The 24,540-nt window shown below is 43.5% G+C and carries 20 protein-coding genes; 11 read left to right on the top strand and 9 right to left on the bottom strand.

Going from position 1 to position 24,540, the window contains the following annotated elements; translation table 11 throughout:
* Positions 1–234: 234 nt before the first annotated feature.
* From carB to B4K26_RS02080, 3 genes are all read right to left on the bottom strand, one after another.
* Positions 235–3,489 (bottom strand): carbamoyl-phosphate synthase large subunit, encoded by a 3,255-nt coding sequence (gene carB, locus B4K26_RS02070; protein ID WP_296243229.1) that lies wholly within the window; start codon positions 3,487–3,489, stop codon positions 235–237.
* Between the two features lie 137 nt (positions 3,490–3,626).
* On the bottom strand, positions 3,627–4,859 hold the full coding sequence (gene carA / locus B4K26_RS02075) for a glutamine-hydrolyzing carbamoyl-phosphate synthase small subunit (RefSeq protein ID WP_296243230.1): 1,233 nt from the start codon (positions 4,857–4,859) through the stop codon (positions 3,627–3,629).
* 330 nt (positions 4,860–5,189) lie between these two features.
* On the bottom strand, positions 5,190–5,738 hold the full coding sequence (locus tag B4K26_RS02080; protein WP_296243231.1) for a phosphatase PAP2 family protein: 549 nt from the start codon (positions 5,736–5,738) through the stop codon (positions 5,190–5,192).
* Positions 5,739–5,855: 117 nt separating this feature from the next.
* On the opposite strand from B4K26_RS02080, the gene B4K26_RS02085 reads away from it, so the two are divergent.
* Positions 5,856–6,392, top strand: coding sequence for a gamma carbonic anhydrase family protein (locus tag B4K26_RS02085; protein ID WP_296243232.1), 537 nt, complete (start codon positions 5,856–5,858; stop codon positions 6,390–6,392).
* A gap of 19 nt (positions 6,393–6,411) precedes the next feature.
* Here B4K26_RS02085 and B4K26_RS02090 read toward each other — a convergent pair whose 3' ends face one another.
* Positions 6,412–6,858, bottom strand: coding sequence for a hypothetical protein (locus B4K26_RS02090; protein ID WP_296243233.1), 447 nt, complete (start codon positions 6,856–6,858; stop codon positions 6,412–6,414).
* A gap of 193 nt (positions 6,859–7,051) precedes the next feature.
* Between B4K26_RS02090 and B4K26_RS02095 the strand changes: the two genes are divergently transcribed.
* The 3 genes from B4K26_RS02095 (at position 7,052) to B4K26_RS02105 (ending at position 9,448) form a co-directional block, all read left to right on the top strand.
* On the top strand, positions 7,052–7,753 hold the full coding sequence (locus tag B4K26_RS02095; RefSeq protein ID WP_296243234.1) for an HAD family hydrolase: 702 nt from the start codon (positions 7,052–7,054) through the stop codon (positions 7,751–7,753).
* 112 nt (positions 7,754–7,865) lie between these two features.
* A protein-coding gene (gene prfB, locus B4K26_RS02100) for a peptide chain release factor 2 (protein WP_296243236.1) occupies positions 7,866–8,961 on the top strand; the annotation gives its coding sequence in 2 pieces (ribosomal slippage) (positions 7,866–7,937 and positions 7,939–8,961; 1,095 coding nt in all).
* 202 nt (positions 8,962–9,163) lie between these two features.
* Positions 9,164–9,448 (top strand): pyrimidine/purine nucleoside phosphorylase, encoded by a 285-nt coding sequence (locus tag B4K26_RS02105; protein WP_296243237.1) that lies wholly within the window; start codon positions 9,164–9,166, stop codon positions 9,446–9,448.
* A gap of 93 nt (positions 9,449–9,541) precedes the next feature.
* Here the strand turns inward: B4K26_RS02105 and B4K26_RS02110 are convergent, their stop codons facing one another.
* Positions 9,542–9,994, bottom strand: a complete 453-nt coding sequence (locus B4K26_RS02110) for a GNAT family N-acetyltransferase (protein WP_296243238.1) — start codon at positions 9,992–9,994, stop codon at positions 9,542–9,544.
* A gap of 179 nt (positions 9,995–10,173) precedes the next feature.
* Between B4K26_RS02110 and B4K26_RS02115 the strand changes: the two genes are divergently transcribed.
* From B4K26_RS02115 to B4K26_RS02145, 7 genes are all read left to right on the top strand, one after another.
* Positions 10,174–11,292: a DNA topoisomerase IB gene (locus B4K26_RS02115; RefSeq protein ID WP_296243239.1), complete on the top strand. Its 1,119-nt coding sequence runs from the start codon at positions 10,174–10,176 to the stop codon at positions 11,290–11,292.
* Between the two features lie 162 nt (positions 11,293–11,454).
* The gene (locus tag B4K26_RS02120; RefSeq protein ID WP_296243240.1) at positions 11,455–13,206 is read left to right on the top strand and encodes an AMP-binding protein; all 1,752 of its coding nucleotides are present in this window, start codon (positions 11,455–11,457) and stop codon (positions 13,204–13,206) included.
* Positions 13,207–13,270: 64 nt separating this feature from the next.
* Positions 13,271–14,050: an SDR family NAD(P)-dependent oxidoreductase gene (locus B4K26_RS02125; RefSeq protein WP_296243241.1), complete on the top strand. Its 780-nt coding sequence runs from the start codon at positions 13,271–13,273 to the stop codon at positions 14,048–14,050.
* A gap of 127 nt (positions 14,051–14,177) precedes the next feature.
* Positions 14,178–14,747, top strand: a complete 570-nt coding sequence (locus B4K26_RS02130; protein ID WP_296243242.1) for a L,D-transpeptidase family protein — start codon at positions 14,178–14,180, stop codon at positions 14,745–14,747.
* 372 nt (positions 14,748–15,119) lie between these two features.
* Entirely contained in the window at positions 15,120–17,717 is a 2,598-nt protein-coding gene (gene clpB, locus B4K26_RS02135) for an ATP-dependent chaperone ClpB (RefSeq protein WP_296243243.1), read from the top strand.
* 238 nt (positions 17,718–17,955) lie between these two features.
* Complete coding sequence (locus B4K26_RS02140; protein WP_409521373.1) at positions 17,956–19,152, top strand: PQQ-dependent sugar dehydrogenase; 1,197 nt, start codon at positions 17,956–17,958, stop codon at positions 19,150–19,152.
* A 272-nt stretch (positions 19,153–19,424) separates the two neighbouring features.
* Entirely contained in the window at positions 19,425–21,080 is a 1,656-nt protein-coding gene (locus B4K26_RS02145) for a BCCT family transporter (RefSeq protein WP_296243245.1), read from the top strand.
* 88 nt (positions 21,081–21,168) lie between these two features.
* Here the strand turns inward: B4K26_RS02145 and B4K26_RS02150 are convergent, their stop codons facing one another.
* The 4 genes from B4K26_RS02150 to nth form a co-directional block, all read right to left on the bottom strand.
* Entirely contained in the window at positions 21,169–21,522 is a 354-nt protein-coding gene (locus B4K26_RS02150; RefSeq protein WP_296243246.1) for a hypothetical protein, read from the bottom strand.
* Between the two features lie 223 nt (positions 21,523–21,745).
* Positions 21,746–22,114 (bottom strand): DUF3144 domain-containing protein, encoded by a 369-nt coding sequence (locus tag B4K26_RS02155; protein ID WP_296243247.1) that lies wholly within the window; start codon positions 22,112–22,114, stop codon positions 21,746–21,748.
* 87 nt (positions 22,115–22,201) lie between these two features.
* On the bottom strand, positions 22,202–23,368 hold the full coding sequence (gene metK / locus B4K26_RS02160; protein ID WP_296243248.1) for a methionine adenosyltransferase: 1,167 nt from the start codon (positions 23,366–23,368) through the stop codon (positions 22,202–22,204).
* 452 nt (positions 23,369–23,820) lie between these two features.
* A complete protein-coding gene (gene nth, locus B4K26_RS02165) occupies positions 23,821–24,516 on the bottom strand; it encodes an endonuclease III (protein WP_296243249.1) in 696 nt (231 codons plus the stop codon).
* Between the last annotated feature and the right edge of the window lie 24 nt (positions 24,517–24,540).

A 24,540-nucleotide genomic window follows, 5' to 3' on the forward strand; every position in this document is an offset into this window, starting at 1 on the left:
CAGCACGGATACACTGACCAAAAAGATGCCTTAACCTTACGTAATAAAAAGCATAGTCGCAGTTCAGCCACTATGCTTTTTAGGTCTATCTTTTAAAAACTTTATTTTTTAAACCACTATATTTTTTTAAGTACTACGGTCGTGTAAAAACCAGTAATAAGTTTGGCAGCCGCTTTTAAATAGGCGTTACCATTATGCTTAATCTACTGAAATTATACAGCCAAGTCAATAGTGCTAAGCGATAGTCTTTGCTTGTTCGTGCAAATCTTGAAGTTTATAAACCTCAAACGGTAAGTCAATTGTATAAGATTTACAAACCGCATCTGCCGCGCCTAAAGTAGTCACATAAAACACTTTGCCTTGAAGCGCACTTCGGCGGATAGAGAATGAATCCTCTTGTGCCTGTTTGCCTTCGGTAGTGTTGATAATCATATCGATTTTACCATTTTTCAAGGCATCAACAATGTGCGGGCGACCTTCGGTGACTTTATTAATTTGCTTACATTCAATACCATTTTCCGCCAGTACTTTTTGTGTTCCCGTAGTGGCGACAATGTTAAAGCCAAAGTCGATCAGTTGGCGCGCAATAGGGGCGACTTGTTCTTTATCGCTATCACGAACGGAGATAAAGACGGTTTTGGTTTCGCCTTCAGTTGGCAGTCCTGGTAAGCGCTCATTACTACCAATAACCGCCTTGTAGAATGCTTCGCCAAAGGTTTTACCAACGCCCATGACTTCACCAGTTGATTTCATCTCAGGGCTTAAGATGGGGTCAACACCGGGGAATTTAGCAAATGGGAATACCGCTTCTTTGACCGCAAAAAATGACGGAACGATTTCAGTGGTAAAGCCTTGGTCTTTTAGTGACGTGCCAGCCATACAACGCGCGGCTACTTGTGCTAGTGAGGTACCAATGCATTTTGACACAAAAGGTACGGTTCTCGCTGCACGTGGATTGACCTCTAAAATATAGACCGTTTCACCTTTTACCGCAAACTGGACGTTCATTAAACCAACCACGCCGAGCTCTTTTGCCATAGCGACGGTTTGTGCGCGCATTTTATCGCAAAGCTCGTCAGATAATGAGTAAGGCGGCAATGAACAGGCTGAGTCGCCTGAATGAACGCCTGCTTGTTCGATATGCTGCATGATGCCGCCAATGACCACATCAGTACCGTCACAAACACAATCAACATCGACTTCGATGGCGTCGTCTAAGAAGCGATCTAACAGTACTGGCGCTTCGTTTGATGCTTGCACTGCTGTACGTAAGTAATGTTTGAGCTCATCTTCGTTATAGACGATTTCCATCGCGCGACCACCAAGAACATAAGATGGGCGTACTACCAATGGATAGCCAACGTCTTTTGCTTTGACCAAACCATCTTCTAAACTGGTTGCTAGAGCATTTGATGGCTGAACTAGGTTGAGTTGCTGAATCATATGCTGGAAGCGTTCGCGGTCTTCTGCACGGTCGATCGCATCAGGGCTGGTACCAATAATTTTAACGCCAGCTGATTCTAATGCGCGTGCCAATTTCAGTGGCGTTTGACCCCCAAATTGTACAATCACGCCATCAGGGTTTTCGATGCGGACGATTTCTAATACGTCCTCTAAGGTGATTGGCTCAAAGTAGAGACGGTCTGAGGTGTCATAATCGGTTGAAACCGTTTCAGGGTTACAGTTGACCATGATGGTTTCATAGCCGTCTTCACGCATCGCAAGGGCCGCGTGAACACAGCAATAATCGAACTCAATACCTTGGCCGATACGGTTTGGCCCGCCGCCGATCACCATGATTTTCTTGTTATCGGTTGGATTGGCTTCGCATTCGCTATCGTAGGTTGAGTACATATAAGCGGTACTAGTGGCAAATTCTGCCGCGCAGGTATCGACACGTTTATAAACGGGATAAACACCCAAATCCCAACGTTTTTTGCGCAATTGCTTTTGTGAGACGCCAAGCAGTTTTGCCAATCGCAAGTCTGATAAGCCTTTGCGTTTAAAGCGACGCAGATTGGTTTCGTTCAACCCGCCAAAGCCTAATGCTTTTACTAGGGCTTCGGTCTTGACGATGTCTTCGATTTGCACCAAGAACCATGGGTCGATTTTGGTAAAGTTAAAGACGTCATCGACACTCATACCTGCGCGGAATGCATCTGCCACGTAGTAGATACGATCTGGAGTCGGGATAGTTAAGCGATTGGTAATTTCACTACGCGCTTTTTCGATGCTTACTTTTGCTAAGTCGATTTGCTCATCAAAACCGTCAGCGCCTGTTTCCATTCCACGAAGTGCTTTTTGCATCGATTCTTGGAAGTTTCGGCCAATCGCCATCACTTCACCGACTGATTTCATCTGCGTTGATAGGATGTTATCGGCTTGGGGGAATTTTTCGAAGTTAAAACGTGGAATCTTGGTCACGACATAATCAAGTGCAGGCTCAAAGCTGGCTGGCGTTTTGCCACCAGTGATGTCATTTTGCAATTCATCTAGGGTATAACCAATCGCCAGTTTTGCAGCAATTTTCGCAATTGGGAAACCTGTGGCTTTTGATGCCAGTGCTGATGAGCGTGACACGCGCGGGTTCATCTCAATAACAACCATACGACCCGTATCTGGATTAATACCAAACTGCACGTTTGAGCCGCCTGTTTCAACACCAATCTCACGCAGTACAGCGAGTGAGGCGTTACGCATGATTTGATATTCTTTGTCGGTCAAAGTCTGCGCTGGGGCAACCGTAATTGAGTCGCCGGTGTGAACACCCATTGGGTCAAAATTTTCAATCGCACAAATGATGATGCAGTTGTCATTTTCGTCACGAACCACTTCCATCTCGTACTCTTTCCAGCCGATTAACGACTCATCGATGAGCAGTTGATGGTTTGGTGATAAATCAAAACCGCGCTCACAAATCTCGATAAATTCGTCACGATTGTACGCAATACCGCCGCCTGAGCCACCCATAGTAAATGACGGACGAATGATACACGGATAGCCCATTTTTTCTTGAGTGGCAAAGGCTTCTTCCATGGTCTCAGCCGTTTCTGCACGCGGGCATTCAAGGCCGATGCGCTTCATGGCTTTATCAAACAAGTTACGGTCTTCAGCCATCTCTATTGAGTCTTTGGTCGCGCCGATTAACTCGCAGCTATATTTAGTTAATACGCCGTGTTTGTCCAAATCTAGCGCACAGTTTAGCGCTGTCTGGCCGCCCATCGTTGGCAAGATCGCATCGGGACGTTCTTTGGCAATGATTTGCTCAACCGTTTGCCACGTAATCGGCTCGATGTACGTCGCGTCAGCCATGACAGGGTCGGTCATGATGGTTGCCGGGTTTGAGTTGACCAAGATGACGCGGTAGCCTTCTTCTTTTAGCGCTTTACACGCTTGTGCGCCTGAGTAGTCAAACTCACAGGCTTGACCAATGACGATAGGGCCTGCGCCAATGATAAGAATGCTTTTTATGTCGGTACGTTTTGGCATAGTTAGGGCTACCTTCGTTATATGATGTTTTAATTGATTATATTTGGATAAAACAGTATTTAAAAAAATACTATTGTGTTTTGCGTGGGTCAGCTTAAATCATCAAGCATGATCTAAGCTGTAAAAGAATATCTATTTTAGGCTTTAGCCTTTTCCATCATCTCAGCAAACTTATCAAATAATGGTGCACAGTCATGCGGGCCCGGGCTGGCTTCTGGGTGACCTTGGAAGCTAAAGACTGGCTTATTGGTCAGCTCAATCCCTTGGTTAGTACCATCAAATAATGAGCGATGCGTCGATTTAACATTATCAGGCAACGTGTCTTCGTCAACCGCAAAACCATGATTTTGACTGGTAATCATAACCGTACCAGTGGCTAAATCTTGGACAGGGTGGTTAGCACCATGATGACCAGTTTTCATTTTAATGGTGTTGGCACCGCTGGCAAGACCAATCAGCTGATGACCTAAGCAGATACCAAAGGTTGGAACGTCCGTTTCTTCAATGATATGGCGTACTGCATCGATGGCATAATCACAAGCTGCAGGATCGCCAGGGCCATTTGATAAGAAAATACCGTCTGGATTCATAGCCAGTACGTCTGCGATGGGCGTTTGTGCGGGGACAACCGTCACGTGACAGCCACGATCAACGAGCATGCGCAAAATGTTGGTTTTAGTCCCGAAGTCATAGGCGACGACATTATATTTTGCATCAACATGGGTGCCAAGCTGCTTAAAGAAGCCGCCCGTCCCGCTGTCATGGCTTCCCACCACATCACGGTTGAGTAGGGTGTCTGACAAATCCCAGCTACCGGCAGTCCACTCAAACGTCGTCGGCGTACAGCATTCTTTTGCCAAGTCCATGCCTTCGATTCCGGCAAACTCTTGCGCCAGTTTAATGGCTTGGGCTTCGTCGTCTTTGCTAATCGTTGCGCCGTTGGAAGCGGTAAAAATACAGCCGTTTTGCGCACCTTTATCACGTAACAGTCGAGTCAGTTGGCGCGTATCAATATCAGCAATAGCGACCGTATCATGGCTTTGTAAATAATCCGTCAATGACTCTGAATTACGGAAGTTTGAAGTGACCATCGTCGCGTCACGAATAATAAGGCCTTCAGCCCAAACTTGATGGCCGTTGCCCGACTCGACATCTTCAGCGTTGGTGCCAGTATTGCCAATGTGCGGATAAGTGAGGGTGACCAGCTGGCGCGCGTAACTTGGGTCAGTTAGGATTTCTTGATACCCTGTCATGGCTGTATTAAAAACCACCTCACCGACACGATGACCGAGACTGCCGATACTCACACCGCGAAAAATCGTACCGTCTGCTAGTGCCAAAATTGCTTGTATTTCTGCCGATGAATTCAAGGGTTGCCTCCGCTGTTATGGGTGAGTGCCGTGATATTTTATGGTGAGAGTTTTGTGCTAAAACGGCCTTTTATGTTTATCTAACTTCTGCTAAATACACATAAAAAAAGCCCTAAAGCCAAATTTTTTCCACAAAAAAGCGAGAAGACATCATAGATGAAAAGGTACAGGATTCACTAAGGGTGAATGAGTAACTTGCATCATGTCCGCTCGCTTTGGCACAGATTTTGCGCATTATACTAGAGTTTTGCGTTAAGGGCTAGCATCTTATCTCTTCTGTTATTTCTAATGTCTGTATTTAGTGCTTTCAAATGGGATAAATAAGCGCTATTAAAAATTATAATGCACCGATAAACCATAGTAATCTGGCGATAAGTTGGTGGCGATGTGCAATTGATCATCATAATAGCTTTTGGTTAGATACATGCTAATGACAACCCCTAACGCGGCCCCTGCCAATACATCAGCCACATCATGTTCATCGGCCTCAACGCGGCTATAAGCCACAAATCCTGCGCCAATATAAGCAGGAATGCCATATTCTAAGCCATAACGTTTATGGATAAAGCTAGCACCTTGAAACGCTCTTGAGGTATGACCTGAGGGAAAGGAGTCATTATCGCTACCATCGGGTCTTTCTTTATCAATCACTGTTTTTAAGGCATAAGTCGCAGCAACATTGGTCGCAAATGAATAATAAAATTGCTCTCGGCCCTCTTTATCATCCATATAATAAGTGCTACCGTAAGCAGCAGCAGGGATGACAAAGGATAAAATATCTCCTGCCTTGTCAATACTAGAGCTACTACCCGCATGAGCAGGAATAGCGATAATAATACTTGATAACAAGATAATCGCTGGATACTTTTTTCTGAGCATGACGGCGCGCCTAAATAAAATTGATGGCCGAGAGTATACTACAAAGATTTTATGAAGCTTTATGACTATCGAGCTTTACAACGTATTTTTTATAAAAATAATGACTAAGGATGCATTATGATTTATCAGTATTTAGAAAAAACCCCAGAGTTTGCCGTACCCTTTAACGGCTGGGTGGCAGATACCGCACGCGTGATAGGTGATGTCTATTTAGGTCATCAAGCCAACGTCTGGTTCGGGGCGGTAATTCGCGGTGATAATGAGCGCATTCATATCGGTAATTATAGTAACGTGCAAGAAAACAGTGTGATTCATACCGATGCTGGTATTGAGGTAAAGATTGGTAATCATGTCACTATTGGCCATTTAGCGATGTTGCACGGCTGTGAGATTGGCGATAATAGCTTGATTGGGATTGGCGCTGTAGTGCTTAATAACGCCAAAATTGGTAAAAATTGTATCATTGGTGCAAAAGCCCTAGTCACTGAAGGAAAAGAGATTCCCGATAATTCGCTCGTTATGGGTGCGCCCGCAAAAGTCGTCAAAACCTTAACCGACGATCAAGCAGCGATGTTAAAGCTGTCAGCCATGCATTATGCGGAGCGTTGTCAGAAATTTAAAACTGGCTTAACAGAGATAGCGATGCCTGATTGATTTCGGTAGTAGTGGGTTTTTATACCATAAGCATCATAACCAACCAAATAATGGCAAAAATGATAATACCGATAATCAGGCCACGAAAGATATCATGGCGAATAGAGTGGTCATTAAGATAAGCGTTGTTGCCAGTCTCATCGATATTCATAGCATTGACACTTTCAGCACCAGCGCTTTTACCAGCGATAAAACCTGTTAACGCCCCCAAAACCAGCATAAACGGGGTAAAGAGCCAAAATATCTCGCCATTGCCCATACCAGCAATTGAGCGAATCACGACGATAGCAAGATCAATAAGCAAGCCGCCAAAGCCATACATTAGGGCGGTAAGTAATGCATAAAACAGACGTTCTAAAGGAGACTGATGGCTTTTACCTAACTGTCGCCGCCTAATCTCTCTGATGGAGCGAGCAGGGCGACGCGGTCTATTTAGCAATACAGTCTTATCGTTAGGCGCTTTCATAGGAGTCTCTATTGTTATTATTCAGCAAGCTAAAAGGGCAGTAAAGTAAATAATTTAGCACAATTTTGTTGGGTAGACACTCGCATTCACGAAATATTACCGGGGGAATCTTAGGGTAATAGCAGGTTTTCTATAAAATCCCATTCAACATTCAACATTCAACAATATCTTTTATTAGTAATAAGGCTCGACTATGCAAGTCACACAATCAGGACATACGGCAAAACAATTGGCACTCTTTGATCTAGACCATACCTTACTTGACGTCGATAGCGACTACTTATGGGGTGAGTATATTGTTAAACACAACTTGGTCGATGAAGCGGAATATCGTACTGCCAATCAGAAGTTCTATAATGATTATATCGAAGGTACGCTTGATGCTACGGAATATAATGAATTTGTGGCTCAGTTTTTAAGTAGTTTGCCGATGACTAGACTACATGAGCTTCGCGAAGACTATATTAAAAGCGAAATTGAGCCGCATATTCGCCCAAAAGCGATGGAAGTACTGTGTCAGCATATCGAGCAAGGTCACGATGTGGTCATTATTTCTGCCACCAATGATTTTGTGGTGTCAGCCATTGCCAAACGTTTCGGTATCGAAGATAGCAACGTACTATCGACGCCACTTGAGATACAAAACGAGCGTTATACCGGTAAATTAACGGATAAGCCAAACTTTAAAGAAGGTAAAATTTATCATTTGGATAAATGGTTAAATAAGCAAAAGGCTGCTGGCAGTCATTACGATAAAACCTATGCCTATTCAGATTCCAAAAATGATATTCCACTGCTTGAATGGGCGGATGTTGCTATTTGCGTGTCGCCTGATGAGGCGCTACATGCGCACGCCCTCGCGCATCGCTGGGCAGTAGAAGATTGGTCGATTTAATAGAGAAGTGACTGAAACAATCACAAGAATTAGCCAAACATTTTATCCCAATCTCATTTAAAATAGCACCCTATCAGTTTTAAAAAAAACAGTTTAAAAAACAGGAAATTTTATGGAAATCAATCCGTATCAAGAACGAATCAAAGATTTATCAGAGCGTGGACAGGACCTTCGGAGGTATCTTTGACTTCGATGGTAAGCAAGAGCGCTTAGAAGAAGTCAATTTAGAATTAGAAAACCCTGAGCTTTGGAATGATCCTGAGCGTGCAACCAAGATTAATAAAGAAAAAAGCCTGCTTGACGGAGTGATTGACGTTGTCGTCTCTCTTGAAACGACCTTAGAAGATGCGTCAGCAATGCTTGAGTTGGCCGTAGAAGCAGAGGACGAGACATTGCTTGCTGATGTTCAAGCAGAACTCGATAGTGCCGAAGAACGCGTTGCAGATTTAGAGTTCCGCCGGATGTTTAGTGGTGAGATGGATCCAAACAACTGCTATTTAGATATCCAATCGGGAAGTGGTGGAACAGAGGCGCAGGACTGGGCAGAAATGCTGCTGCGAATGTATACGCGCTGGGCAGATTCTCACGGCTTTAAAGTGGACGTCATTGAAGTATCGTCAGGAAGCGTCGCTGGCATTAAATCAGCAACGATTGAGATTAAAGGCGATTATGCCTTTGGTTGGTTACGGACTGAGATTGGCGTGCATCGCTTAGTTCGTAAGTCGCCATTTGATAGCAATAATGGTCGTCATACCTCGTTTGCTGCTGTCTTTGTCTCGCCTGAGATCGATGATAATATCGAGATTGATATCAATCCGGCTGATTTACGCATTGATACTTATCGTTCATCGGGAGCGGGCGGCCAGCACGTAAATACTACTGATTCAGCCGTTCGTATTACTCACGAGCCATCTGGCGTGGTGGTCACGTGTCAAAACGAGCGTAGTCAACATGGCAACAAAGCGACGGCAATGAAGTTACTACGTGCTAAGCTTTATGAGCTTGAGATGCAAAAACGCATGGAATCTCAGCAAGCGGTTGAAGACAACAAGTCTGACGTCGGTTGGGGCAGTCAAATTCGCTCTTATGTACTCGATGATTCACGTATTAAAGACTTACGTACTGGCGTTGAAACGTTTAATACCAGCGCTGTACTTGATGGTGATTTGGATCAATTTATCGAAGCCAGTTTAAAAGCTGGATTGTAGTTGTCACTATGAATGTTAAAAGTAAGTGTCATACATAAATTATGTCATGCATGATTTAATAAAGAACGCTCAACTTCGTTGTTCGTAAGCTCTCAAAGTCGTTCGCTTATCTTTATTAAATCAAGCCTAAAAACTGTGTGCTGTACTTATATAAAGCTAAATTTAGTTCATTCTCTGAAATAAATATAATTTAAGGAAAACTATGCCAAGCGTTAATAACTATTTTGATAATAAAGTCACTTCTATTGCTTTTCAAACAGCAACCCTGCCTGCAACCGTCGGTGTGATGGAAATCGGTGAATACGAATTTGGCACTAGCGAATTTGAAACGATGAGCGTGGTTAGCGGTGCTTTGACGGTTAAGCTACCAGAGAGTGACGAGTGGCAGACCTTTAATGCGGGCGAGCAATTTACTGTTGACGCCAACCAAAAATTTCAAGTAAAAGTAGCAGTGGAAAGCGCTTATCTGTGTACGTACGGTAAATAGTCATTTCTCATATGAGTGCAGTCGTCAAAAAAGGCGCCAAGTTTATACTTGGCATTTTTTATTTTGAAAAGCTTATAAAACTGCTGCTATTAATCATAAATCCTTGCGGTATTGAATCATATCTGTTTTAGTGGCCAGCATATCGTAAAGATAGCGCGCTGCTGTATTGCCTTCTTGGGTGGTCCAATAGACTCGGTTACAGTTTTTTTGGCGAGCGAACTCATAAACATGCTCAATCAATGTCCTTCCAGCGCCTTGACCGCGAATATCTTCACTGACATATAGGTCCTCTAAATAACAACATTCAGTGGTATTCCACGTATTGGGATGTAGCACCACATGCGTAAAACCAACCAAGTTATCCTCAATCCAAGCGCCAAAACCACAAATCGGCATATCGCTATCGAGCAGGTTGCTCCAAGTCTTGTCTGTGGTGCTGAGTGGTAAACGAGTTTCATAAAACCTTAGGTAGTTTTGCCACAATTTTGACCAAGCGTCGTAATCAGCTTTAGAGTATGGCGTTATTCTAATAGAAGTATTTTCCATTATATTTTATTCAACTTAAGTTATAGATTTTAGCGAATTATGGCTTAAAAACTCATCATTTAGAACCTTTTAAAGGAGTGTTTTACACATCGATTACACTTTGCTCGTGGCAAACAAACAGCAAAAACAGCCGCAATTCATTATGCTAAAACGTCTATTTTATCAATCGAGTATTTTTTATGGCGAAGTCAGACCAGCAGACAACCACGCAAGATATGCGCCATGATTATGAGTATTTGGCGCGCTTAGCCAACTTGCGCTACGTCAGCGACGATGAGCCGGGATTTACGCGCAGGCGTTGGGGTCGTGGATTTACTTATAAAGATGCGGCCGGCAAAACGGTCAAAGACAAAGCGCTACGTCAGCGTTTTGATGCGCTGGTGATTCCGCCCATGTGGTCAGAGGTTTGGATATGCCAAGATGAGAATGGCCATTTGCAATCGACTGGTCGTGATGAAAAAGCTCGAAAGCAGTACCTATATCATCCAGAGTGGAATCGCGTTCGTGACAAGGTTAAGTTTGATGCGATGATAGGTTTTGCCGAGGCCTTGCCCAATCTGCGAGCGCAAGTTGAAAAAGACTTAGAAGCGGCGCCGCTATCACGCGACAATGTCCTTGCTGCCGTGGTTAAATTATTAGAAACAACGTTAATTCGTATTGGTAACAGCCGCTATGCAAAGCTCAATAAAAGCTTTGGACTCAGCACGTTACGCAGCAGGCATGTGAGTGAAACGGAGTCAGGACTGGCGTTTGATTTTGTTGGCAAAAGCTCAAAAGAGCATCATATTGAATTGCAAGACGAGCGTTTGGTTGAGATTGTTCAAGCCTGTTCTGAGTTGCCAGGTTATCAGATTTTTAAATATTTGGATGACAATGGCAATAAACAAGTCGTCGATAGCAGTGATATCAACGACTATATTCGTAAACATACTTGTGCTCAAGATGGCGAAAGTAAGAGTTACAGCGCCAAGGATTTTCGAACTTGGATGGCAAGTGTGTTGGCCGCCAGTCATTTATACGATGAGCTGCAAACGCCTATAGGAAAGTCGATATTAAATACTGAACCTAACAGTGCTGAGCGTCAACAACTGGTGGTTGATATGGTTAAAGAAGTCGCAGAAGAACTTGGCAATACGCCTGCTGTCTGCCGTGCTTCTTATATCAATCCCATTGTGATTGAGCGTTTTTTGGCAAGGCAGTTTTTTGACACGTATAAACAAGCGCGCCGTGGACGAACTAAAAATTATCAAAGCTGTGAGGAGAAGGCGTTACTTGGGTTTTTAAGCGTCTTCCAATAAAGGTTTCAAGGTTCGGTTCTTAAAAAATGATACATTATGTATTGAAATAAGTAAAAAAATACGTTACTAATAGACTATCTTAACGATTAAGATAGAAAATACTCATTTTTGCTAAACCGTAAATTTTCTATCACTTACTCACTATTGCTAAAGGATTAGCTTATGAATACCTTCTCTGCAAGTCAATCGGCTGTAAGCCCTGCTACAGATAGCGCCCAGACGCCAACCAGTTATAATGACTATTATCATAACTTTAATATAGATAACTTATTAACAGAAATGTATGGTGAGCATTTAGATGACCGTTTAAATGCTTATATGGCCTGCTGTGGTCGCCATGTTCGTGATGGTCGCGGGGACAATACTGCTCTAGTCCATGAAGATACCACTGGCAAAGTAACGCGAATGAGCTTTGCCGAGCTTGATAAGGCGAGTGCGCAAGTTGCCAACCTACTAAAATCTTACGGCGTTCAAGTCGGCGACCAAGTGGCGACCATGCTGCCGCGTACCCCTGAGCTGCTCACCATTGTTTTAGCGACTTGGCGCATTGGCGCAGTGTATCAACCGCTATTTACCGCTTTTGGTTACGATTCGATTAAATATCGCATGGATAAAGCTAATACCAAAGTGGTTTTTACCAATGAAGAAAACCGCGGCAAGTTTGAAGACTTAGCTGAGCAAACCAAAATGGTCATGATTAGCAGCGAGAATGATGCGCAAACGGATAGCAAAAACAAATGGGCAGATGATAATTACGCCCAGATGATGGCATCACAGTCGCAAACGATCGAGCCCGTATTATTGGATACCGATGCGCCGTTTTTGCAAATGTTTACCTCGGGAACGGTAGGAAAATCAAAAGGCGTCAGTGTACCGTTATCAGCACTATCTGCTTTTTATCTGTATATGCGCTACGCCATTGACTTACGACCTGATGATAACTACTGGAACATGGCCGATCCAGGCTGGGCGTATGGACTATATTACTCCATTACGGGACCCTTACTGATGGGTGTCACTACCTATTTTAATGAGGCAGGCTTTGACGCTGAAAATACTCGCGATTTTATGGTTCGTCATAAGATTACCAATTTGGCGTCTTCACCAACGGCATTTCGAATGATGAAATCTAGCGGCGTCTTTGAAAAGGCTTATGATGATAATAGTTCTGATGCTAATGATTCTGATACTAACAATAAACTATCACTGCGCTGTGCCAATTCAGCAGGCGAAACTTTAAACACTGAAGTGGTGAATTGGGTCGAGACATATTTAAACTGCCAAGTGAAAGATCAATATGGTCAAACAGAGACGGGCATGACATGCTGTGCGCACCATGCGTTAGCACATGAATGCCCCACTGGTTCGATGGGAATGGCGCTACCGGGTCACACACTCGTCGTATTAGATGATGATAGGCAAGTATTACCCGATGGTGAGCAAGGTCAGCTTGCGGTGGTGGTTAGCCAATCGCCCGCATTTTATTTCCGCGGTTATAGCTGGAATGAAAAAGACGCCTTTACAGACGATTACTATTTGACCGGCGATGTGGTCGAGCGTCATAGTGACGGCAGCTATTGGTTTTCAGGTCGAGATGATGACATTATCACTACGGCAGGATATCGCGTTGGACCAACTGACGTCGAAAATACTGTGCTTGAGCATGAAGCTGTTGCAGAATCCGCGGCGGTAGGTGTTCCTGATGAAGTTCGCGGTCACACTATAAAGTCTTATGTGGTACTAAAAGAAGGTATTAAAGGAACAGACGAGATTGCCAAAGAAATCCAAGATTTGGTTCGTAAACGCCTATCGACGCATGCTTATCCACGTGAAGTTGAGTTTGTGTCTGAGTTACCAAAAACGCCAAGTGGTAAAATTCAGCGTTTTTTACTACGAAGTTTATCTGCCTCTTAAATAAAATGAAATTATTAAGCGAGTAACAAATAAGACAGTTAAATAATAATACCAAGGAAGAGTTATGCAAATTGAACAACACAGCTTTTTGGTCACTGGCGGAGCATCAGGTTTGGGTGAGGCAGTGGTTCGTGCTATCGTCGCTCAAGGCGGTAAAGTCGTTATCGCCGACCTTAATGAGTCAGCAGGGCAAGCATTAGTTGATGAGCTTAGTGATCATGCCCGTTTTGTACGCTGTGATATTACCAGTGGTGATGATGTGCAAGCGGCTGTCGCTACGGCTGAAAAAGAATTTGGCGGTTTGCAAGGGTCGATTAATTGTGCTGGCATCGCTGTCGTGCAAAAGCTCTTAGACCGCGAAAACAATCCAGCGGAGCTTGAGGCTTTTAGTCGCGGCGTGAATATCAATCTTGTCGGTTCTTTTAATGTGGCACGCTTGGTCGCGGCCAGTATTGCTAAGCGTGTGGCTGCTAAGCCATCAAATGAAGCCAATATGGATAATGGGATTATCATAAATACAGCCTCTATCGCGGCTTTCGATGGTCAAGTAGGGCAAGCGAGTTATTCGTCGTCAAAAGCGGGCGTGGTCGGTCTGACGTTACCGCTTGCTCGTGAGCTGGCGCGTCATGGTATCCGCGTCATGACAATTGCACCGGGCGTTTTTGCGACGCCGATGATGGAAACTATCCCGGAAAAAGCGCGTGAGCAGCTAGAGGCAAGCGTTCCTTATCCTAAACGTTTGGGAAATCCAAGTGAGTTTGCTAAATTAGTACTGCACATCATTGATAATGCCTACTTAAATGGTGAAGTCATTCGCTTAGATGGCGCGATTCGTATGGTATAACGACTGTCAGAAGGTGTTTTTATCTTATTCATTATTTTTGCACAGCGTTTAGCGCCAAAAAATGGCATAGTGCTTTGATATATTATGACTCATTGCTATTAAATATTAGTTATATGGATTAAAGCCTATGTTATTTTTTCGCCCAAATGTCAGGAAGTATTTAAGTGGGCTCTTTATCGCAATTGGATTTAGCCTTGCTGCTATTATGAGCACAAGTGCCATCGCTACTGCTAAAAATATTGCTAAACAACCGCAGACCATTCCTAGTGACGTTGTTATCGATAAAGTTTTTGTCGATAAATCTGAGCGTCGTCTGCAGTTATTAAGCGGTGATAAAGTTATTAAGTCCTATCATATTGCGCTTGGTGGCAATCCTATTGGTCACAAACAACAAGAAGGCGATCAGCGCACACCGATAGGCTCGTATATTCTTGATTATAAAAACGAGAAATCTCAATATTATCGTTCTATTCACGTCAGTTATCCCAATGCTGTCGATAAAGCCCGTGCTAAGAAACACGGCGTGAGCCCAGGTGGCGCAATTATGATTCATGGTCAAAAAAATGGCTTTGGTGCCTTAGCGATGCTTAACCAGCAGCGCGATTGGACAGCAGGATGTTTGGCAGTCACCAACGATGAGATGGATGAAATTATGGCGGCCGTGAAGGTTGGCACTCCCATTGAGATTGTTGAGTAAGTGGCGCTTATTTAACCTTTATTAACCTTTTAATTTATATATGACTCCCTTGTTTTTAATCCCATTTCTCTTTCTTAAATCCTCAAATTTCTTTTATTTACACTCTTGAAATACGTCCATAATGTGCTTATTAAGAAACTATATTAATATCATTGTTGCTAGTAAGGTTTAATTTTGAATTGTTACTTATTTTTCTTGTATGTGTTTACACTAGTAGGTCACTAACTATTATTGACAATAGTTAAATAGATATTGAAATATTACTCAATAAACCCTATATAAATAACAACGAAAAGCCTGCGGTAATGTTTAATACTTATAAAAACCGCATCGACTACTTAGATATTTAAGCAATTATAAAAGGACACAAATATGAGGTTCGAAAAATTTACCCAAAAGCTGCAATCAGCGATTCAAGAAGCACAAAGTCTGGCGTTAGGCCGCGATCATACTGGTATTGATCCGGTACATTTACTTGCGGTATTGCTGCAAGATGAGTCTAACTTGTCTATCTGCCAACAAGCGGGCGCATCTATTCCTGCCCTAAAGAATGGCGTCGCCAAAGCGCTCGACAATCAAGCGACGATTAGCGAGCCAACAGGCGATGTTAATTTAAATCCAAATTCGGTGAAGATTTTAAACTTGGCAGATCGCCAAGCCCAAAAAGAAGGCGATGATTTTATCGCGACTGAATGGGTGATGTTAGCGCTCGCTGAACAAGGCGAAACCAAAAAGATATTTGAGAACGCGGGTGTGACGGCGACTAAATTAAAAGCGGTCATTGAGCAACTGCGTGGTGATGAAACGGTGAATAATCAAAATGCCGAAGATCAACGTGACGCGCTGAATAAATATACTATTAATTTAACTGAGCAGGCGGAACTTGGTAAGCTAGACCCCGTGATTGGTCGCGACGAAGAGATTCGCCGTACCATTCAAGTATTATCACGTCGTACCAAAAACAACCCTGTTCTCATCGGTGAGCCGGGTGTTGGTAAAACTGCTATTGTCGAAGGCTTGGCGCAAAAAATTATCAATGGTGATGTTCCAGAAGGGCTACGCCGTAAAGAAGTGCTATCGCTTGATTTAGGCGCGCTGATTGCAGGAGCAAAATTCCGCGGCGAGTTTGAGGAGCGACTCAAAGGCGTGCTGAGCGATTTGGCCAAACAAGAAGGCAATGTCATCTTGTTTATTGATGAGCTACATACCATGGTCGGCGCTGGTAAATCAGAAGGCGCGATGGATGCGGGCAATATGTTAAAACCTGCGCTTGCGCGTGGTGAGCTGCACTGCGTTGGTGCGACGACATTGGACGAGTATCGTCAATTTATCGAAAAAGATGCCGCCCTTGAGCGTCGATTCCAAAAAGTATTGGTCGATGAGCCAACGGTCGAAGATACCATTGCTATTTTGCGTGGTCTAAAAGAGCGTTATGAGCTGCATCACGGTGTCGATATCCAAGACAGCGCGATCATTGCAGCAGCGCGGATGAGCCATCGCTATATTACTGATCGCAAATTACCGGATAAGGCGATTGACCTCATTGATGAAGCGGCAAGTCGTCTGCGGATGGAAATGGACAGCAAACCTGAAGCACTCGGTAAGCTTGATAGCCGTTTGATTCAGTTAAAAATGCAGCGCGAAGTGCTCAAAAATGAAGAAGATGCTGGCGCGCAAGCAGAACGTAAGGTGCTTGATAGCCAAATCGAAGAGCTAGAGAAAGAATACGCCGATCTTAATGAGATTTGGCAGGCTGAAAAAGCGTTGGTTAAAGGCAGTCAGCAGCTAAAAGATGAGCTGGACAAAGCGCGTATTGCTTATGACAAAGCCAGCCGCGAAGGCGACTATGAAACCATGAGTAAGCTGCAATACGAGACCATTCCGCAGCTTGAGCGCCGTATCACTGAGTCGGATTTGGCAGAGCAAAAAGAGCAGAGCGGTGAAGATAGCGGTGTAAAACTGCTACGTAATAAAGTCACGGATAACGAAATTGCGGAAGTCGTTGCCGCAGCGACTGGAATTCCAGTCAGTAAGATGATGCAAGGCGAGCGTGACAAAATGCTGGCGATGGAAGAAAAACTCCACGAGCGCGTCATCGGTCAAGATGAAGCGGTCGAAGCGGTCGCCAATGCGGTGCGTCGTAGCCGGGCTGGTTTGTCTGACCCGAATCGTCCTTCAGGTTCGTTCTTGTTCCTTGGCCCAACGGGTGTCGGTAAAACTGAGTTGACCAAATCACTGGCGAACTTCTTGTTTGATAGTGAGGATGCAATTGTTCGTATCGACATGAGTGAATATATGGAGAAGCACAGCGTCAGTCGCTTGGTGGGTGCGCCTCCAGGGTATGTCGGTTACGAAGAAGGTGGTACATTAACCGAAGCGGTTCGCCGTAAGCCTTATAGCGTGATATTGTTTGACGAAGTTGAAAAAGCGCATCCTGATGTGTTCAATATCTTGCTACAAGTGCTAGACGATGGTCGCTTGACTGATTCGCAAGGTCGCGTGGTCGACTTTAAAAATACCGTCATTATCATGACCAGTAACTTGGGTTCGCATAAAATCCAAGAAATGGTTGGTGAGAGCTACGAGGATATTAAAGCGGAAGTCATGGAGTCAGTTGGGCAGCATTTCCGTCCAGAATTCGTCAACCGTATTGATGAAATTGTCGTATTCCATCCGCTTGGCATGTCGCAGATGGCGGGTATTGCCGATATTCAATTGGATCGTTTACGTCAACGTATTCAAGAGCGTGAGATGGATATCGAGCTATCGGCAGATGCGATGAATAAACTGGTCGCAGTGGGTTATGATCCTGTGTATGGTGCGCGTCCACTCAAACGTGCTATTCAGCAAGAGATTGAAAACCCATTGTCACTGAAACTGCTAGCTGGGGATTTTGTCCCAGGCGATATCATCAAAATTGATGTCGGCGCTGATGATGAGCTAACTTTTGATAAGCTTAGAATGAGCTAAGAGCACACTTAAACAGCCATTTTTGACGTTAAGCCAGACCCCTCATTTGTTATTGCAAGTGAGGGGTTTTTCTATGAGCACACATAATCTGTACCAGAATAGATGATGCGCTTGCTATATTATAAAAAAGTGCACAAGGATGGCTAGCATGACAAATATAATTATGGCGACGGAAAGGCACACTGCTCAAACCCCTAAAAATAAAAGGCTCAAAAAATATATAGCACTATCATTAGCAATGATGTCGCTACTATTTAGCACAGCTGCTTGCTCTGATAAGTCAGTCATTGAGGCTGATGGCAATTTGACAGAACAGCAAAAAACCGAAGATTCAGTCGTCAATGAATTTTTACATTCTGAAAAACCTACCTTTACTACCAAGACCGTTGCTACCTTTAATGAACCGTGGGCAATGACGGCGTTACCAACCATTAATGATGCAGCGCCTAAACTTCTGGTGACCCAAAAAGTAGGAGCGTTATTTATTGTCGATACAGCTACAGGTGCGAAGACGGCCGTGACTGGCTTGCCAAAAGTAGCTTATGGCGGGCAAGGCGGTCTTGGTGACATTGTTCTTGCGCCAGATTTTGCCAGATCTAACAATATATATCTTAGCTTCGTCGAAGCCGGAACAGGAAATGGTAGTAATAAATTTGGCGCTAAAGTTATTCGAGCAAAGCTGACAGATTTGGATACTGATGCGCCGCGTTTACAACGAACTATGCCAATTTGGCAGCAAATTCCAAAGGTAAAAGGCCAAGGTCATTATAGTCATCGATTACTTTTTTCACCTGACGGGCAGTATTTATATATCAGCTCAGGTGAGCGTCAACAAAAAACGCCAGCGCAAGATATGAGCGTGAATTTGGGCAAAATTATCAGATTACGTGCCGATGGTTCAGTGCCAACCGATAATCCGTTTACGGGAAATGGCAGCGACATTGCCGCCCAGTTTTGGACAACTGGTCATCGCAATGTGCTTGGCATGGCGTTTGATGATGAGGGTAGACTTTGGGCGCATGAAATGGGACCACGGGGCGGTGATGAATTTAATTTGATAGTAAAAGGCAATAATTACGGCTGGCCAATAGTCTCGAACGGACGCAATTATTCAGGGACGGATATTCCTGATCATGATACGCGTCCTGATTTTGCTGCACCAAAAATATCTTGGACACCTGTGATATCCCCTTCGTCGATGAGCATTTATAAAGGGGGTAAACACCATGACTTCCCAGCGTGGCAAGGTAATGCTCTGATCAGTGGTTTATCATCAAAAGCGCTCATCGTGGTCAATGTTGATGACAACAACAGGGCTACCGAACGTTATCGTTATGATATGGGAGAGCGTATTCGTAGTGTGTTAAATGTCGATGGCCAAGTTTGGGTGCTAGAAGATGGTAATAATGCCAAGTTATTAAAACTACAACCATAAACATTCAGATATTTTTATGGAAAGAAATTTACTGTTTTAATGATAAGCGACTGTTTATTGTAATTTATTTGATAAGAAAAAGAGGATAATTCTTTCAGTGTTTCCCCTATGTTACTAAATTTAAACACTTTGATAAATAGTATCAAAAAAGCTCTAAAGCACTGGTCTACCTTAGGCTTTCATTAATCTAACTATTGTCGTAGCGCTCAGCCACGTTTGATAGTTGGGGTCTATCTTGTTAAGGTAGGCACCCCAAAAAAATGAGATTATGAATGGATCATGTGAAAGTTGGCCGATTGGGCCCTTTTCCACGGGTAAGTAGACCTGTGTTTTTAACTTCTGCGCTTTTAATCCTCGCGTTTATTATTTTCGGTGCCTTTTTTAATGATGTGGCCAGTGAAATATTTGGTCAAGCCAAGGCATTTGTGTCTATACGCTTTGGTTGGTTCTTTATTGTCGTCGTCAATTTAGTGCTGGTCATGAGTATTTACATGATTTTTAGCCGCTACGGTGATATCAGGCTTGGTCATCAAACAGAGGAGCCAGAGTATAATCTGGTTTCCTGGATTGGCATGTTATTTTCAGCCGGTATCGGTATTGGGTTACTGTATTGGGGAACTGCCGAGCCACTATATCACTTTATGGCGCCACCATTAGGCGAGGCTGAAACGATTGCTGCGGCCAAACAAGCAATGAATATTTCGTTTTTACATTATGGTCTGCACGTTTGGGCAGTCTACGGCATGGTGGCATTGGCACTGGCGTATTTCCACTATCGAGTGGGTTTACCGTTGGCTATTCGCTCTACCTTATATCCTTTGATCGGCAAAAAAATCTACGGTCCTATGGGCCATACGGTCGATATACTGGCGGTGTTCGGAACCATGTTTGGTGTAGTAACGACGCTAGGCCTTGGGGTATTACAGATTAATTCTGGCCTTGAGACGTTATTTGGTATTCCTAATAACATCACTGTGCAGATCATTTTGATTGTTTTTATTACGATGCTGGCAGGAATGTCGTTATTTATGGGGCTGGATAAAGGTATCAAGCGCCTCAGTAATATCAATATATTTTTCACCGTCGTACTACTCAGCTTTGTGATTATCTTAGGACCCACGCAATTTATCTTTAATAGCTTTGTTGAAAATATCGGTAATTATCTGCATCAAGTTATACCGTTGGGGACGTGGACTGAATCTTATAATGGCGAAGAGAACTGGCAGTCATCGTGGACGATTTTTTACTGGGCATGGTGGATTAGTTGGTCACCTTTTGTAGGCGTATTTGTCGCGCGTATCTCTCGTGGTCGCACCATTCGTGAGTTTATATTGGGTGTATTGTTAATCCCTATTACTATTTTATTTTTATGGTTTACCGCGTTTGGTGGCTCCGCTGTTCATATGGAGCTGATGGCCGCTGTTGATCCTAGTATTGCAAGTCCAGGCTTAATTGAAGCGGTCAGGGCTGATACGGGTAGTGCGATTTTTAAGTTGATGGAATCTTTTCCATTTACATCAGCACTGAACCTGCTGATCGTAGTGATGATTGTCCTTTGGTTTGTCACCTCATCAGATTCAGCCAGTTTTGTCATTGATATGCTGACCTCTGGCGGTGATGCCAATCCACCAAAAATCCAGCGCTTATTTTGGGCGGGAACAGAAGGGGTTATCGCGGCGGTATTATTAGCAGCGGGCGGTTTGGACGCACTACAAGCAGCCTCTATCGTTTCAGGTTTCCCGTTTGCTGTCGTCATCGTTGTTATGATGTATTCGTTACTGCGCGGTCTCAGTCGAGATAGGCTAATATTATATCGCAATCAGCAGTGGTTTATCACTGAGGAGTCAGCAGAGCATAATTCAGCCAATGAGTTCCGTGATGAAGACTTGCTAACAGGTCCTCCTGATATCGAAAAACCTGATGAGTAGCTTTATTTGGTAAATATCATTGAATACCAAAGCCCCAATTTTATATAAAGTTGGAGCTTTTTTAGAATTCAGCGTCGTTATTTTATTATTAGCGAACGTTGACGCCAGGCTCTGAGCATTTTCCTTCAATGAAACCCAATGCCGCCGTAGAACCACAGGCTGAGCAGGCATTGCCCGCAGTACGATAGCTGACACCTGAATTGGTCTTTATTTTAACGCAGACAGGGTCATATTGCATGGTACACATCGTTTGTTCAGGATTATAAGGCGGACATTTGATAAAAGGGTTATCACGGGATATTTGCTGTTCGTATTCAATGGTGTGAATAGGAGGCGTGTCAGGTGCATTAACACTTTGGATATTATTACAGCTTGCCAAAGTCATCATTGATAAGCCTAATAATGATATACATAATCGCCGTGATTTAAATAAATGCTTCATAGTAATATTTCCTTATAGACAGCATTCGATAACTTCCTGTCGTCGATATTTAGCCTTAACTATATAAATCATAAACAGGTCTAAATCTATAGTAGCCTATTTAGCAACAGTCATCCATTAAATCATGACTAACAAAAAACCCAAGCCTAATCATAAGCTTGGGTTTAGGTTTTTTGGTGCGGGAGTTTTTGTAACTTTAGAAAACGAGGGATATGCCAACGATTTATTTAATCGCCTTATCATCGTTATTAAGCTGAACATATTTGTCAAAGTTTTGAGCATAATCGGATAAATTGTCGCTTAACATCTGACGGTATTGTTTGGTATAAAACTCAACGATATCATCTTTTTCTTTGGCAAAATCATCACCTTTTACAAAGCCAATCGAGGCGACCGACGCGCTATAACGGGCGGCTGCATAGAGCAGAGATGCGCCTACTTGACCCGAATGAGCATCAGGGCCTAATTGGCTATTGGCGACACCAATAATGGCATCCGCACGTTGGTAGAATGCCTGCATTTCAGGAGTGATTTCAAGAGCAGGGTCAATATCGTCATTTTGGACATTGTCTGGCGTGTTGTTTTGAGACATAAGCGACTCCTAGTCATAGTAGGTAAGTTTGAATTTATCACGACCATTTAATAGTTAGATCAGTGAATAGGATATTTAGCGCAAGCCTTACAAACCAGCATCCGCTTTTAAAATATCAGCTTTGTCTGTTTTTTCCCAAGTAAAGGCGGTTTCAGAACCTTGACGACCGAAATGACCAAAGGTAGAAGTTTGCTGATACATCGGCTGTAATAGGTTCAGCATACGAGTAATGCCATAAGGGCGCAAATCGAAATGGGTACGAATCAGGCGGATAATTTCTTCATGGCTGATTTTATTGGTGCCAAAAGTATTAACTGAAATAGAAGTCGGCTCAGCGACCCCAATCGCATAACTGATTTGTACTTCACAGCGCTCAGCGATACCAGCGGCAACAAGGTTTTTGGCCACATAACGCACCGCATAAGCGGCACTACGGTCTACTTTTGAAGGGTCTTTTCCGCTAAATGCACCGCCACCATGACGCGCCATACCACCATAAGTATCAACGATAATTTTGCGGCCAGTAAGACCGGCATCGCCAACAGGACCGCCAATCACAAACTTGCCAGTCGGGTTGATGTGATAGCGCGTTCCCGCATGTAATAAATCTGCTGGCAGTACTTGTTTGATGATAGATTCCATCACCGCTTCTTGTAAATCGGTCTGTGAAATACTTGGGTCGTGCTGGGTAGATAACACTACCGCATCAATGGCAACAGGCTGACTGCCATCATATTTTAGAGTCACTTGCGCTTTTGCATCTGGGCGCAACCAAGGCAGCTCACCTGCACGGCGCAGCTCAGACTGACGCTCCATTAAGCGGTGCGCATATTCGATAGCGGCTGGCATCAACACTTCGGTCTCATTGCTGGCATAGCCAAACATGAGGCCTTGGTCGCCTGCGCCTTGTTCTTCAGGGTCATTGCGGTCGACACCTTGAGCGATTTCAGGAGATTGTTTGCCTAGCATGTTAATGACTGCACAGGTTTCGCCATCAAAGCCCAAGTCAGAGTGGTGATAACCAATACCGTTTACCGTATCACGAACGATACGTTCAACGTCGATATTGGCAGTTGTGGTGACTTCACCGGCTAGGATCACTGCGCCAGTTTTGACTAGTGTTTCGCACGCCACACGTGCATGTAAATCTTCACGTAAAATGGCATCAAGGATGGCATCTGATATTTGGTCAGCCATTTTATCTGGATGGCCTTCGCTCACAGATTCTGAGGTAAATAAATTGTATTCGCGCATAATGGGATCGCTTAATTGAATCAATAAAAATAGGAAAAAGCATAACGTCTGGGCGCTGCTTTAAGTAATATTGACCAAACAAATTGATTGCTCGGTGATAACTTGTTGATAAATCGTACTGCTCAATTTACTTTAATAAAAGTATTTACTGAATAGGTTTGAAAAAATATGGTTAAGCTTAGCTCGCTTTAGGGTAATAGCATAAGTGATATTTCATACTAAGCATTTACCAATAATGCGTTTAATGTCTGATTATAGTGTAGTAATAAATCGGGCGTAGCAGCGTTAAAATAGGCTTATTCTAACTCGAAACGTGAGAAAACTCTAGTGAGCGTCGCTTGTTCTTTTATAAGTAATACTCAACAATGGCATTATTAGGATTAAGTATCGTCTCTTTTGTGATGAGTTTAATTGTGATTGGCCTTCAGCTATTGTCAAAACTAACGCTACAATTATAATTCTAAAAACTTGGCTTTATCTTTAAACATACACTCTTCATAAACAGGGCATGCGCCGCATTTTGGCGTGCGCGCCTGACACGTATAGCGCCCATGCAAAATCAAGTAATGGTGTGCATCAATGATAAAGTCATCGGGGATACGTTCGAGTAGTTTTTTTTCAACGATTAAGACGTTTTTACCCGTCGCAAGTCCAGTACGGTTGCCGACACGAAAGATATGGGTATCGACTGCCATTGTCGGCTGCCCAAAGGCAGTGTTTAAAACCACATTTGCGGTTTTGCGCCCAACCCCTGCTAAAGACTCTAGATCTTTACGGTTATCAGGAACCGTACTATTAAATTTCTCAATCAGATCACGGCAAGTTTTGATGACATTTTTAGCTTTAGCATTATATAAGCCAATATTCTTAATATACGCTTTCAATCCTTCTTCGCCTAATGCCAAAATGGACTCAGGCGTATTTGCTACAGGATAGAGCTTATTGGTAGCAATATTAACGCTGACGTCGGTTGCTTGCGCTGATAATATAACGGCGATTAATAGCTCAAAATTACTATTATAATTCAGCTCAGTTACCGGCTCATCAATCGTCGCTGCCAATTTCTCAAAGAACGGACGAACGTCACGATTGGGCATGCGCCTCGAAGGCGGCGTCTCGGCAGTTTTATGTTTAACGGTTTTACTCATGATATTTTTACTATTATTTTAGCG

Origin of the sequence: Psychrobacter sp. UBA6766 (assembly GCF_002453355.1) — a bacterium.
Taxonomy (GTDB): domain Bacteria; phylum Pseudomonadota; class Gammaproteobacteria; order Pseudomonadales; family Moraxellaceae; genus Psychrobacter.